Source organism: Glycomyces sp. NRRL B-16210 (assembly GCF_000719515.1).
Classification (GTDB): Bacteria; Actinomycetota; Actinomycetes; order Mycobacteriales; family Micromonosporaceae; genus Glycomyces.
Genome location: NZ_JOGR01000001.1, coordinates 402,997 through 415,929 on the forward strand (window position 1 = coordinate 402,997; position 12,933 = coordinate 415,929).

Here is a 12,933-nt window from a genome sequence, read left to right on the forward strand (position 1 = left end):
CCCGGTCGTTAGGGTCGGGGCATGTCTGAACTGCATTCGACAGGCGGCTACGAGCACGTGACGATCGTCGAGCCCGGGAGGCTCGCCTTCCTCGCCGGGCAGTGCCCGGTCGACGCGGACGAGAACGTGGTGGGCGTCGGCGACCTGGACCGCCAGATCGAACAGGTGGCGGCGAACTGCCTGGCCGCGCTGGCGGCGGCGGGTGCGAAGCCCGAGGACGTGGTCCGCTCGGTCGTCTACGTGGTGAGCGCCGAGAGCGAGGCGGTCGGCCGCGCCTGGCACCGCCTGGCCGACCACCCCGACCTCGCCCCGGCCTTCAAAGCCGCGAGCACAGTCCTGGGAGTAACCGCCCTCGGCTACCCCGACCAACAAATAGAAGTAGACCTGACCGCCCGCCTCCCCGAATAAGCCAGAACACGCTTTCCCTGACGCCGCCAGGCGTGGTGTCGGTCTAGTGCTGCGGCAGCGATGTTCCTCGAAAGGATGGTTGCGATGGCCTTCAGGGTCACGGCGAAGGCATGGGAGCACGGTTGGGAGCTGTACATCGAGGGCGTAGGGGTTACGCAGGCCGAAGGCGTCGATGACGCCGAAGCGATGGTGAGAGATTACCTGGAAATCGACGGCCTCGACAGCGCTGCTCCGATCAACATCACCTTCGGCGCGCAGTGTGAACGCTCGACGTTATTAACGCCATGCGTTAATATTGGGTGTGATTAGATCATTCGCCGACAAAGAAGCCGAGCGGGTCTGGGAGAGGAAGCGATCGAAGAAGTTCGACGACGCGACGCAGCGGTCGGCGCTCAGGAAGCTCTTGATCTTGGATGCGGCTGAGACGACCGAGGACTTGCGGGTGCCGCCTGGCAATCGCCTCGAAAAGCTGAAGGGTGATCGCGAAGGGCAGCACAGCATCCGCGTCAACCAGCAATGGAGGGTGTGCTTCCGCTGGACCGACGCGGGCCCGGAGGGAGTGGAGATCGTTGACTATCACTAGATTGGGTTGGATGAGGCACGGGAAGGGGAACCTGATGGCGGAAGCCTTGATGCCACCGATGCACCCGGGGGAGATCCTGGCTGAGGAGTTCCTCGCGCCGCTGGGTGTCTCGCAGTACCGGTTGGCGCTCGCGATCGGGGTGCCGCCGCGGCGGATCAACGAGATCGTGCACGGCAAGCGCCGCATCAGCGCCGACACGGCGCTGCGGCTCGCCCGCTACTTCGGGACCTCGGACCGGTTCTGGATGAACCTCCAGAACCGCTACGACCTCGAAATCGAGCGCGACCGGCTCGCGAACGACCTGCGCCAAATCAAGCCGTTCGCGGCGGCTTAGGCCTCCGAGCAGAGGAGGGCTTTGTGGGCTTGTCCTATTCGGGTTGCTATTAGGGTGGCTTCGTTGGGGCCCTTCAACTTCAACTGCTTTCGGAGGGTGGCCGGGTCGAGTCCGGTTCCTCTTTGCTTGATCGTGAGGCGGCCTATTTCTCGTTCTGCCAGTAGGGCTTTCAGCTTCTTCGGGTGCAGGGGCCAGACCTCCTCCACCTTCCAGGCCCTCGCGAACGGGGTCTCCTTGATCTCATCGCCGTACAGGTACGCGATGGTCTCGTTCGCCGTGTGGGCTTTGAGCTCTCCGGCCAGCTCCGCCACCAGGCCCGCCCGGATCACCGCACCGTCCGGCTCGTAGAGGTACGCCGCCACCTCGCCCACCTCGGCCCGGTCCTTCCCGTCGCCGGTCAGCTCGTGCCACTCGCCCGCCTTGCGCACGCTGGCCCGTCTCGGCACCTGTGCCGCCTCTCCCAGCCACAGGCACGCCTCCACCACGTCCCGGTCCACCGAGACCCATTCCGCCTCGGCCCCTTCCGGAATCCAGTCGTGCCCGATCCCCGGGCCCAGCTTCACCGCCGCGAACCGGGCCTCGCGCAAACGCCCGAGCAACTCGTCCAGCGGCGGCGAGTACGCCGCCGGGTCGAAGTTCCGGCCCGCACCCGAGCGCCTCGCCGGGTCCGCGAACACCGACTCCCCCAGCTCCGCCTTCAGTGCGTCCCCCACCCGGACCTCGATCTCCAGACCCGCCGCCTCCGCGTTCGCCCTCGCGTACGCCGCCGTCGCCTCGCTCAGGTCCACCGCCTCGACCCGCAGCCCCGCCTCCGCGAACGCCAGCGCCTCCGTCCCCAATCCGCAGCACAGGTCCGTCACCGCGTCCACGTGCCGCGCGAAGCGGGCCGCGCGGCGCTCGGCCACCGGCCATCTCGTGGCCTGCTCCAGGCCCGCCCGCGTGAAGTACAGCCGCTCGGCCCGCTCGCCGAACTTGGCGCGGGCGTGGCGGCGCAGCTCCGCGAGGGTCAGTGCCGCTGCCGCCGTCTCCGGGTCCACGCCCGCCTTCCGCAGGCGCAACGGCGCCCGGTCTCCGTCGCGCTCCAGGGCCTCGGCGGCAGCGTTCTGAAGGCCGGGATCGGCGCGGAGTGCTTCGAGCAGGCTGGGTTCCACGGCTCCCATGATCCCTCACAGGCGAGGCCGGCGAGCGTCGGGCCGTGACTTCTGGTTCCCCGCCTTGACGCTCCCACCTGCGCGAATTAACGTTGGGCTGGCACTCGCAGGTCGAGATTGCTAAGCGCTATGATCGGGTTGGCACTCTCACCTGGAGAGTGCCAACAGCCACGGGCCGGTGCCTCGGCACCCGCGACGACGAGACCCGCGCTGTCGTGGCCGACAACCGTATTGAACACGCAGGTTTGGAGAAACCAAGTGAGCAAGGCTGCCATCAAGCCGCTGGGCGACCGCATCGTGGTCCAGGCGAACGAGGCCGAGACCACCACCGCTTCGGGTCTCGTCATCCCCGACACCGCCAAGGAGAAGCCCCAGGAGGGCACCGTCCTGGCCGTCGGCCCCGGCAACATCGACGACAAGGGCAACCGCATCCCGATCGACGTGAACGTCGGCGACGTGGTCATCTACTCGAAGTACGGCGGCACCGAGGTCAAGTACAACGGCGAGGAGTACCTCGTCCTGTCCTCGCGCGACGTCCTCGCGGTCGTCGAGCAGTAGCACGTCCCGGGCCCCAGCGAATGGGGCCCGTTCGTGTTCTTAGGAAGGGATATCCATGCCGAAGATTCTCAACTTCGCCGAGGACGCACGGCACAACCTGCTGCACGGCATCGACGAGCTCGCCGACACCGTCAAGGTCACGCTCGGCCCCAAGGGCCGCAACGTGGTGCTCCAGCGCTCCTTCGGCGCTCCGCTCATCACCAACGACGGCGTCACCATCGCCAAGGAGATCGAGCTCGCCGACCCGTACGCCAACCTGGGCGCGCAGCTGGTGAAGGAGGTCGCCACCAAGACGAACGACATCGCCGGCGACGGCACCACCACCGCGACCGTCCTGGCCCAGAAGATGAGCCACGCCGGCATCAAGGCGGTCACGGCCGGGGCCAACCCGATCGCGATCCGCAAGGGCATCGAGGCCGCGGCGAACGCCGTGTCCGAGGAGCTCCTGAGCCAGGCCATCCAGATCTCCGACCACGAGAACATCGCGCAGGTCGCGGCGGTCTCGGCGCAGGACCCGGAGATCGGCGAGCTCATCGCCAAGGCCATGGACGCGGTCGGCGTCGAGGGCGTCATCTCCGTCGAGGACGGCTCCAGCCTGGAGACCGCGCTCGAGGTGACCGAGGGCATGCAGTTCGACAAGGGCTTCATCTCGCCGAACTTCATCACCGACCAGGACCTGCGCCAGACGGTCTTCGAGGACCCCTACATCCTCATCAGCAACTCCAAGGTCTCCTCGATCGAGGAGCTCCTGCCGGTGCTGGAGAAGGTCGTGGAGACCTCCAAGCCGCTGCTCATCATCGCCGAGGACGTCGAGGGCCAGGCCCTCGCGACCCTGACGGTGAACGCCCTGCGCGGCACCCTGCGCGTGTGCGCGGTCAAGGCCCCGGCCTTCGGCGACCGCCGCAAGGCCATCCTGGGCGACATCGCGACCCTCACGGGCGCGGAGGTCATCTCCTCGGAGATCGGCCTGGAGCTCAAGCAGGCCGACCTGTCCCACCTGGGCCGGGCCCGCCGGGTCACCGTGTCCAAGGACGCCACCACCGTCGTCGACGGCGGCGGCACCAAGGACGAGGTCAACGCCCGCATCGCGCAGATCAAGCAGCAGGCCTCGACCACCGAGTCCTCCTGGGACCGCGAGAAGCTCGAGGAGCGCCTCGCGAAGCTCTCCGGCGGCGTCGCCGTCATCCAGGTCGGCGCGGCCACCGAGGTCGAGCTGAAGGAGCGCAAGCACCGCATCGAGGACGCGGTCAACGCGACCAAGGCCGCGGTCGAGGAGGGCATCGTCGCCGGCGGCGGCGCCTCCCTGGTCCACGCGATCGCCGGACTCGACAAGCTCGAGCTCGACGACCCCGAGGCCCGCGTCGGCATCCAGATCGTCGCCGCCGCACTCTCGGAGCCGCTGCGCCGCATCGCCGCCAACGCGGGCGAGTCGGGCGACGTGGTCGTCAACGCGGTCGCCGGCAAGGGCTGGCGCGAGGGCTGGAACGCCGCCACCGACGAGTACGAGGACCTGGTCTCGGCCGGGATCATCGACCCGGTGAAGGTCACCCGCAACGCGCTGCTCAACGCCGGCTCGATCGTGGGCATGCTGCTCACGACCGAGGTGACGATCGTGGACAAGCCCGAGGACGAGGACGAGGAGGCCGGACACGGCCACTCGCACTCCCACGGCGGGCACAGCCACTCGCACTAGAACGGCTGAAGCCGGGGACCGCGGTCCCCGGCTCCAGAGGGTTCCGGACGGGGCCGCCGAGGACTTCGGCGGCCCCGTCCGCGTTTCGGCCCAGGTCAACCGCGGGCCCGGAATCCGAAGTGTCAACATCCCGACAGTAGCTCGCGCCAGTGTCGGGAAACCGATAGAGTTCAAGTGCCTTCGCGGCCTTTGGGGATCGGAGCCGCGAAGGCACTTTTACGCCCAGTTTTCACTGGTAACGCCTGCGGCCCGCTCTGGGCCGCAGGCATTGTCGTCTCCGCGCCCGCCGCTCACTCCTCGGCCCGGCGCACCCGCAGCTCCCGGATCCGGTTGAGCGTCGCCGCGACCTCGTACCGCCGCGGGAGCGCGAAGTCCACGTCCCTGATCCGCAGCAGCTCGGCCTCGCCGCCGCTCTCCAGCTCGGCCTCCATGCGGCCCAGGAACTGCGCGATCGTGGCCTCCCCGTCGATCCAGCCGCGGCGCACCGCCGCCTCGATCGCCAGGCCGATCCCGGAGGTCATCGAGTGGTCGGTGATCTGCTCCACCGATCTGACGTCCACTTCGGACTCGCCGAAGCGCAGTCCGTCGGTGCCGTCGGCGCGGATCTTCTGCCGCCCGCGCGCCTCCGAGGACACCGACCGAGGGTCGACCACCCGCGCTCGCGGCATCCGGAACCCCTCGGCCTCCACCTTCCTCCCGGTCGGCTCGGCCGCGAGGGCCCGCGCCCGCGCGGTCACGTCCTCGGGCCGGTAGGCGTCCATCAGGACCACCCGGTCGGCCACGTCCATGTAGTCGCCCGAGCCGCCCATGACGAGGATCGTCGCGACCCCGTGGTCGTCGGCCATGGACCGCACCAGGTCCACCAGCGGCGTCAGCGGCTCGCGGTCCTTCGCCACGAGCTCCTGCATCCGCGCGTCGCGGATCATCAGGTTCGTCGCGGCCGTGTCCTCGTCGATGAGCAGCACCCGCGACCCCGCCTCCAGCGCCTCGACCACCGAGGCGGCCTGCGAGGTCGATCCCGAGGCGTTCGCGGTCGTGAACCGCCGCGTGTCCTCGCCCGAGGGCAGGTGGTCGACGAACGCGTGCACGTCGACCCCGGTGACGGCCCGGCCGTCCTCGGCGCGGATCTTCACCGCCGAGGGGTCGGCGACCACGAGGTCGCGACCGTCCCCGGGCACGTGGTCCCACACGCCGGACTCCAAGGCCCGCAACAGGGTCGACTTGCCGTGGAAGCCGCCGCCGACGATGAGCGTGATGCCGGGGCCGATGCCCATGCCGCGCACCGTCCCCGCGTGGGGGAGGGTGAACTCCACCGCCATCGACTCCGGGCTCGCGAACGGCACGCCCGATTCCAGGGGCCGGTCGTCCACGCCCGATCGCCGCGCGAGCATCGAGCCGTCCGCGACGAACGCCACCAGGCCCGCGGCGGCCACCGCTTCACGCAGGGCCGCAACGTCATCGGCGTGTCGCACCCACCGCTCGGCCTCCTCCTCGCCGACCGCCAGAGCGGCGTCGGCCGCGTCCGGCAGCGCCTCGCACAGCAGTCGTGCGGCCTGGCGTCCGGCGATGCGCCGCCCGTGCCCGGGCAGTTGGGCGCCGAGGCGGAAGACCACCGAGCCGTCCTCGCCGACCTCGCACGAGGACCGCCGCAGGATCTCCTGGCCGCCCGCGTCGATGCGCAGGTCCCTGGTGGCGCAGGCGTTCTTGAAGCGCTTGGCGAGGAGCACCGCGAGCGCGCGGCGGCGCACGGGGCTCGCGTGCCATTCGGGGACGAGGTCCGCCGCTTCGGACTCGAACCGCAATGCGATCCGGCTCGGGGGAGCATAAGGGTCGGACTGGACTTTTGCAATGTCCAGAACCGCCGTATCTGTCCACCATTTGCCACGCAGCGATTTATATCTCGCGTAACTCGTACCTTCCAGGGCCGTTAGTTCGTTAGACAGGTCATGGCGAGGTGGATGTGAACGATGATCACCAAAATCGCTGGACTCGGCCCGGTGCTGTCGTCCGCCTCTTCGCTGTGTCATGCCCCCAGTTTCCCACCGGGGACGAGGTCTTCGCGTCAGCGAACCGATCACATGCGTCCACGCCTCCTCCCGGAAACCTCGAAAAGTCACTCGAAAAATTCGCGCGAACCCGCGTCATGGCGGCGGACCGCCTGCGTGCTGGAAGAAGAGACACGCACGGCCTACCGCAGCGAAAGGTAGAACAAAGTGAGAACCGTACTGGTCTGTGTTAAGACTCCTCAAGCCGGACAGAAGATCTCGGCCTGCGCGACCCGGATGGGTCTGGCGCAGGCGGTCAAGTCGGTCGAGGGATCACCCGAGCTGTTCCTCGAGCTCGGCCGACGCCAAGTGGACGTGGTGCTGGTCGATGTGGCTCTGGCCGCTCCCGACCCGGTCAAGTTCGTCAAGACCGTCCGCGCCCGTTCGCCCCGGACCGGAGTCCTCCTGTCCGGTGCCGCCGATCCCCGCACGGCCGCGATGGTGGTCGCCGCGGGGGCACGGGGTGTCATCCGCACCCCGTCCAACAACTCGGACGACCTTCTGGTCGCCTTGGCGCAGGCGATCATGTTCGCCTCGCCGACGCTCCAGCGCGTCACCGAGACCGTCCCCCGCCAGCGCTCCACCTTGCAGGGCATGAAGCTCACCGAACGCGAGCTCCAGGTCCTGCGCGGGATGAGCGAGGGCAAGTCGAACGCCGAGATCGGACGCGACCTGTTCGTCTCGGAGGACACCGTCAAGACCCACGCGCGGCGCATGTTCCGCAAGCTCGGCGCCCGCGACCGGGCCCACGCGGTGGCCGAGGCCTTCCGCTCGGGGCTGGTCTGCTGAACACCGGCCGCTGAGGATCGCGCTGCGCCGTTTGGCAGGACGGCGACCGGACCGAGGCGGCGACGCGGAAGCGCCGGGGTGCTGGCAGGCCCCCGACCTCCGACATGAAGCAGTGCAAGGCCTTCCGAGGGCCGCTCCGGGAAGCGAACATCCCGTGCGGGCGGCACCGCGGGACGGCGGCGTCCGCAAGGACCGCGGCAGGCGGGTCCGGGACGCGAACGGCGGCACGGCAACGCGACGGCGACCCCGCGCGACCGTGCAGGAGAACGACACCGCGCATTTCAGTGACACCAAGCAGTGGAACGTTGCCGTGCAGTGGAACGGCACCACGCGCATTGCAACGACACTGCGCATGCAACGACACCGCGCATTCGAACGACACCGCGCGGTGGAACCACCGGGTCCGCCGAGGACGAGGCGGTTCCCCGCGCACGCTCAGGCTCGCCGGGCGGTCACGACCGATCGGCCAGCGCGAGCAGCGACTCGTCGCTTCCTGGAGCAGCGACGATTTGCAGCCCGACCGGCAGGTTCTCGACCCTGCCGGCGGGCAGGGCGGCGGCGGGGGCGCCGGACAGCCCGGCGATGCACGTCAAGCGCACGATGGCCTCGCGGTCGGGCTCCTGCCCGATCCGGGGGGCGGGGCCGGGCGCGGCGGGGATCGCCAGGGCCGTGCCCTCCGGGAGCCGGTCCCGCACGAGGGCGACCATGCCGCTGCGGACCCGTCCGGCCGCGGTGATGTCGGTGCTGGCGATCGTGGACGCGTTCGCGAAGCGGGCGGCGACGCCGGGTCCGAACTCGGGTTTCGCGTCCTCGATCCACGCGCCGTGCGCCTGCCACGCCTCCCAGGCGAGAAGGGTCGCGTAGGCGATGCGGCCGCGTTCGAGCGGCGCGGGGTAGGCGGGCACCTCGGTGAACAGCGGCGTGTCGTCCACGTCCAGTCCGAACGCCTCGACCGCGGGCAGCAGCGCGTCGCGGGTCGAGGCGGGCGCCTCGCCCCAGACGTCCCGCGGCGCGAGCAGTCTCGTGATCGGCGTGTAGGCGCGCGGTCCCCCCAGGAGCACGGTCATCGCCAGGCGCAGCGTCGCGGCGTCCCTGGCGAGCACGCCGGCGGTGTCGAAGGTCGGCGCGAGCGGGACCGCGCCGGTGAGGCTCACCCGCCCGTGGGTGGGGCGCAGTCCGTAGAGGCCGCAGTAGGACGCGGGCACGCGGATGGAGCCGCCGGTGTCGGTGCCGAGCCCGATGTCGGCCAGGCCCGAGGCGACGGCCGAGGCCGAGCCGGAGGAGGAGCCGCCGGGCACGCGGCCCGGCGCCGCCGGATTGTCGGGCGTCCCGTAGTGCCGGTTGGTGCCGTTGAGGCTCCACGCCAGTTCGTCGGTGATCACCTTGCCGACCACTCGCGCGCCGGCCTCGCGCAGCAGCGCGACGGCTTCGGCGTCGGCCCGGGGCACCTCGTGGGTCTCCCGCCAGCGGGGGTTGCCCGCGCCGGTGGGGACGCCGGCGAGGTCGAACAGGTCCTTGACGGCCAGCCGCAGGCCCGCGAGGGGCCCTTCGCGGCCGGTGTCCTCGAAGGTCTGGATGAACGGATCGGTCATGCCTGTGCACTCCTCGCGATTCGCGCCGGCGAGATCGACCTGCCGACCCCCGTTCAGTCTCCCGCAGCGCCGCAAGCCCTCCCCTGGCGCGGTCGGCCCTCGTCCCGGGCCCCGCGGTCAGGCTCCCGAGGCCTCTTCGCCGTGGTGCTTGACCCAGCAGTCGGAGAAACCGCGGGCGTAGTCCCAGGTCACGTAATGGGCCGGGTCGGGGTCGAAGGCCGGCTCGTGGACCTGCGCGCAGTTGGCCTCCAGGAGGCCGCGCAGGTTCGCCATGAGCAGGCCCCACGTGAAATAGTGCGGCTCGTCGCAGTCGGCGCAGTCCACGACCACTCCTCTGAAGCCCTGCGGGTGCAGCACCCGCTCGAACATCTCCAGTTCGTGGAGGTCCTCAAGGAGGTCGGCGCGGTCGTCGTCGTCCAGCTCGGGTTCGAACGGGGCGAGCGCCTCCGCGTGGTCGGGATCGTCGGCGAACGGGTCGCGAGGCTCCTCATACACCCTTCAAGCCTAACGCCCGGTGACGAGCCCGCCCGGTGAGCGCGGGCGACCCGCCCGCCGGCTCCCCGGATCGTGCCGTCCCCGGGCCGCGCGGGCACCGGTCCCGAAGCGCTCATTACCATGGGCCGCAATCCGACCGGCCCGAACGGACCGGTCCGAGGACGCAAGGAGCGGGCAATGGACGATTTCAGCGACGGCGCCGCGGAGATCTTCGACGGCGTCGTGGACTCCGTCGCCGACGCGATCGCCGACATCGAGGTCGGCGAGGTGTGGGAGGACATCGCCGACGGCGTCACCGAGGCCTGGGAGACCGTCTCCGAGGAGGCCGGCGAGCTGTTCGAATAGCGCCCCGCGTCCGCTTCCGCGCCGGGCCGCGCCCATCGGGCCCGGGCACGTCCCATGATCCCCTCACCGGCGCTTTCGGCCCGCTGCGAATCACACCGCGCGGCGCCGTGTGCGACTCCGAGCGACGCAGGTTACGGCACTACCATTGGATCATGGCGTTCTCAGGGGATTTCGGAATTCAGGGGCACGAGGGTGCTACCGGTGAGCGTGTCGGCGGCACCACGGTGCCGATGGGTTCGATCGGTGCCATCCCGCTCGGCCTCACTTACGACGACGTACTGCTGCTGCCCGGCGAATCGGACGTGGTGCCGTCCGAGGTCGACACCTCCTCGCAGCTGACCCGCAACATCCGCATCTCGGTGCCGCTCCTGACCGGGGCGATGGACACCGTGACCGAGGCCCGGATGGCCATCGCCATGGCCCGCCTGGGCGGCATGGGCATCCTCCACCGCAACCTCCCCGCCGAGGAGCAGGCCCAGCAGGTCGACCTCGTCAAGCGCTCCGAGTCGGGCATGGTCGCCGACCCGGTGACCTGCTCGCCCGAGGACACCCTCGAGCAGGTCGACAAGCTCTGCGGCAAGTACCGCATCTCCGGCCTGCCGGTCACCGACGAGACCGGGAAGCTCGTCGGCATCATCACCAACCGCGACATGCGCTTCGAGACCGACCAGACGGTCAAGGTCGCGAACGTCATGACCCAGCGCGACCTCGTCACCGCCGCCGAGGGCGTCTCGCAGGACGAGGCCCTCGAACTGCTCAAGCGCCACAAGATCGAGAAGCTCCCGATCGTCGACGAGGGCGGGTTCCTGCGCGGCCTCATCACCGTCAAGGACTTCGCCAAGCGCGAGGAGTTCCCGAACGCCTCGAAGGACGACTCCGGCCGCCTGCGCGTCGGCGCCGCGATCGGCGTCGGCGAGGAGCAGTACACGCGCGCCGGGCAGCTCGTCGAGGCCGGCGTGGACCTGCTCGTCATCGACTCCTCCCACGGGCACTCCCGCGGCGTGCTCGACATGATCTCGCTCATCGCGAAGGACTTCGGCGACAAGATCGACATCGTCGGCGGCAACATCGTCACCGCCGAGGCCGCGAGCGCCATGATCGACGCGGGCGTCGACGGCGTCAAGGTCGGCGTCGGACCCGGCGCCATCTGCACCACCCGCGTGGTCGCGGGCGTGGGCGCCCCCCAGGTCTCGGCGATCATGGACACCGTCAAGGTCGCCCGCGAGCGCGGCGTCCCGGTCATCGCCGACGGCGGCATCCAGTACTCCGGCGACATCGCCAAGGCCATCGTCGCCGGCGCCTCCACCGTCATGATGGGACAGCTGTTCGCAGGGTGCGCCGAGAGCCCCGGCGAGCTGATCTACATGAACGGCAAGCAGTTCAAGTCCTACCGCGGCATGGGCTCCCTGGGCGCCATGCAGACCCGTGGCCAGGCGAAGTCCTACTCCAAGGACCGCTACTTCCAGGACACGGTGGCCTCGAACGACAAGCTCGTCCCCGAAGGCGTCGAGGGCCAGGTGCCCTACCGCGGGACCCTCGCACAGGTGGTCTACCAGCTCGTCGGCGGTCTGCGCATCGCGATGGGCTACACCGGAGCCGGTACGATCGAGGCGATGCACGAGCGCGGGCGTCTGGTCAGGATCACCGCCGCGGGACTCAAGGAGAGCCACCCGCACGACATCCAGATGACCGTGGAAGCGCCGAACTACCACACCCGGTAGTCGGGCCCTGTAGGAGGAGAGACTGTGCGGGAATTGGTCGAGATCGGCCCCGGCAAGATCGTGGCGCGCGGCTGGCGTCTGTCCGAAGTGGCGCTCGTGCCGACCCGGCGCACCAGGGACATCGACGATGTCTCCACCGAATGGCAGCTCGACGCCTACCGGTTCGAGATCCCCGCCGTGGCGCACCCGTCCGACGCGACGATGAGCCCGGCCTCGGTGATCGAGATGGGCCGCCTCGGCGGCCTGGGAGTGCTCAACGCCGAAGGCCTCTGGTGTCGCTACGTCGACCCCACGTCGCTGCTCAAGGAACTGGCGGACACGCCCGCCGAGAACGCCATCGAACGGCTCCAGGAGATCTACGCGGAGCCGGTCAAGCCCGAGCTCATCGCCGAGCGGGTCGCCGAGATCCGCGCCGGCGGCGTCACCACCGCCATCCGGATGAGCCCGCAGCACACCGCCGAACTCGGGCCGCTCGCGGTCGAGGCCGGGGTGGACCTGCTGGTCATCCAGGGCACCATCGTCTCCGCCGAGCACGTCTCCTCCGGCGGCGACGTGCTCAACCTCAAGCAGTTCATCGCCGACCTGGACATCCCGGTCGTCGTCGGCGGGGCCACCAACTACAAGACCGCGATGCACCTGATGCGCACCGGCGCGGCCGGCGTCATCGTCGGGGTCGGCTCCGACGACTGGTCGACCACCGACACCGTCCTCGGCATCGACGTGCCGATGGCCTCGGCCGTGGTCGAGGCCGCCGCGGCCCGCCGCGACTACCTCGACGAGACCGGCGGGCGCTACGTGCACCTCATCGCCGACGGCGAGATGACCAACTCCGGGGCGATCGCCAAGGCCATCGCCTGCGGGGCCGACGCGGTCATGCTCGGCTCGATCCTCGCCGACGCGGCCGAGTCCCCGGCGGCGGGCGCGTGGTGGCACTCGGCGGCTTCGCACCCGAAGCTCCCGCGCGGGCGCTTCCGCCCCGGCGACTCCGGCGACGTCGAGGTCCCCGACCTCGAGGCGATCCTGTACGGCCCGAGCAACTCCTCCGACGGCAGCCAGAACCTCTTCGGAGGCCTGCGCAGGGCCATGGCCAAGACCGGCTACACCACCGTCAAGGAATTCCAGAAGGCCAGCCTGGTCACCGCATAGGACAACCCGATCGAGGCCCGGTCCCGCAAAGCGGGACCGGGCCTCGTCTTCGTCCCGATTCGCCCAGCCGCTT

14 protein-coding genes are annotated in these 12,933 nt (G+C 70.0%); 10 read left to right on the forward strand and 4 right to left on the reverse strand.

Going from position 1 to position 12,933, the window contains the following annotated elements; genetic code table 11:
• Positions 1–21: 21 nt before the first annotated feature.
• The 4 genes from IF12_RS0101870 to IF12_RS0101885 all read left to right on the forward strand — a co-directional run bounded on the left by IF12_RS0101870 (position 22) and on the right by IF12_RS0101885 (position 1,325).
• Positions 22–408 carry a Rid family hydrolase gene (locus IF12_RS0101870; protein WP_030144569.1) on the forward strand — a complete coding sequence of 129 codons (387 nt, stop codon included), beginning with the start codon at positions 22–24 and terminating at the stop codon, positions 406–408.
• Positions 409–492: 84 nt separating this feature from the next.
• Positions 493–717 (forward strand): hypothetical protein, encoded by a 225-nt coding sequence (locus tag IF12_RS0101875; RefSeq protein ID WP_030144570.1) that lies wholly within the window; start codon positions 493–495, stop codon positions 715–717.
• Positions 710–991: a type II toxin-antitoxin system RelE/ParE family toxin gene (locus IF12_RS0101880; protein WP_030144571.1), complete on the forward strand. Its 282-nt coding sequence runs from the start codon at positions 710–712 to the stop codon at positions 989–991. Before IF12_RS0101875 ends, IF12_RS0101880 begins: the two co-directional genes overlap by 8 nt.
• Before the next feature lie 49 nt (positions 992–1,040).
• Complete coding sequence (locus IF12_RS0101885) at positions 1,041–1,325, forward strand: HigA family addiction module antitoxin (protein WP_030144572.1); 285 nt, start codon at positions 1,041–1,043, stop codon at positions 1,323–1,325.
• Here IF12_RS0101885 and IF12_RS0101890 read toward each other — a convergent pair.
• A complete protein-coding gene (locus tag IF12_RS0101890; protein WP_035748157.1) occupies positions 1,322–2,476 on the reverse strand; it encodes a class I SAM-dependent methyltransferase in 1,155 nt (384 codons plus the stop codon). The two genes, IF12_RS0101885 and IF12_RS0101890, sit on opposite strands and share 4 nt — an antisense overlap.
• 258 nt (positions 2,477–2,734) lie before the next feature.
• Here IF12_RS0101890 and groES point away from each other — a divergent pair, with 258 nt between their 5' ends.
• Positions 2,735–3,034 carry a co-chaperone GroES gene (groES, locus tag IF12_RS0101895; protein WP_030144574.1) on the forward strand — a complete coding sequence of 100 codons (300 nt, stop codon included), beginning with the start codon at positions 2,735–2,737 and terminating at the stop codon, positions 3,032–3,034.
• A 55-nt stretch (positions 3,035–3,089) separates the two neighbouring features.
• Positions 3,090–4,727: a chaperonin GroEL gene (gene groL, locus IF12_RS0101900; RefSeq protein ID WP_030144575.1), complete on the forward strand. Its 1,638-nt coding sequence runs from the start codon at positions 3,090–3,092 to the stop codon at positions 4,725–4,727.
• 290 nt (positions 4,728–5,017) lie between these two features.
• On the opposite strand, the gene IF12_RS0101905 is transcribed toward groL, so the two are convergent.
• The gene (locus IF12_RS0101905; RefSeq protein ID WP_081912920.1) at positions 5,018–6,754 is read right to left on the reverse strand and encodes an ABC-ATPase domain-containing protein; all 1,737 of its coding nucleotides are present in this window, start codon (positions 6,752–6,754) and stop codon (positions 5,018–5,020) included.
• 186 nt (positions 6,755–6,940) lie between these two features.
• Between IF12_RS0101905 and IF12_RS26440 the strand changes: the two genes are divergently transcribed.
• On the forward strand, positions 6,941–7,561 hold the full coding sequence (locus IF12_RS26440; RefSeq protein ID WP_081912923.1) for a response regulator transcription factor: 621 nt from the start codon (positions 6,941–6,943) through the stop codon (positions 7,559–7,561).
• Positions 7,562–8,013: 452 nt separating this feature from the next.
• On the opposite strand, the gene IF12_RS0101915 is transcribed toward IF12_RS26440, so the two are convergent.
• Positions 8,014–9,153, reverse strand: coding sequence for an amidase (locus IF12_RS0101915; protein ID WP_035748024.1), 1,140 nt, complete (start codon positions 9,151–9,153; stop codon positions 8,014–8,016).
• 117 nt (positions 9,154–9,270) lie between these two features.
• The gene (locus IF12_RS0101920) at positions 9,271–9,648 is read right to left on the reverse strand and encodes a DUF5319 family protein (RefSeq protein ID WP_030144579.1); all 378 of its coding nucleotides are present in this window, start codon (positions 9,646–9,648) and stop codon (positions 9,271–9,273) included.
• Between the two features lie 177 nt (positions 9,649–9,825).
• Between IF12_RS0101920 and IF12_RS25380 the strand changes: the two genes are divergently transcribed.
• From IF12_RS25380 to IF12_RS0101935, 3 genes are all read left to right on the forward strand, one after another.
• The gene (locus tag IF12_RS25380; RefSeq protein WP_156036792.1) at positions 9,826–9,993 is read left to right on the forward strand and encodes a hypothetical protein; all 168 of its coding nucleotides are present in this window, start codon (positions 9,826–9,828) and stop codon (positions 9,991–9,993) included.
• 230 nt (positions 9,994–10,223) lie between these two features.
• Positions 10,224–11,714, forward strand: coding sequence for an IMP dehydrogenase (guaB, locus tag IF12_RS0101930; RefSeq protein ID WP_081913052.1), 1,491 nt, complete (start codon positions 10,224–10,226; stop codon positions 11,712–11,714).
• A gap of 24 nt (positions 11,715–11,738) precedes the next feature.
• Complete coding sequence (locus IF12_RS0101935; RefSeq protein WP_030144581.1) at positions 11,739–12,860, forward strand: GuaB3 family IMP dehydrogenase-related protein; 1,122 nt, start codon at positions 11,739–11,741, stop codon at positions 12,858–12,860.
• The last annotated feature ends 73 nt before the right edge of the window (positions 12,861–12,933 follow it).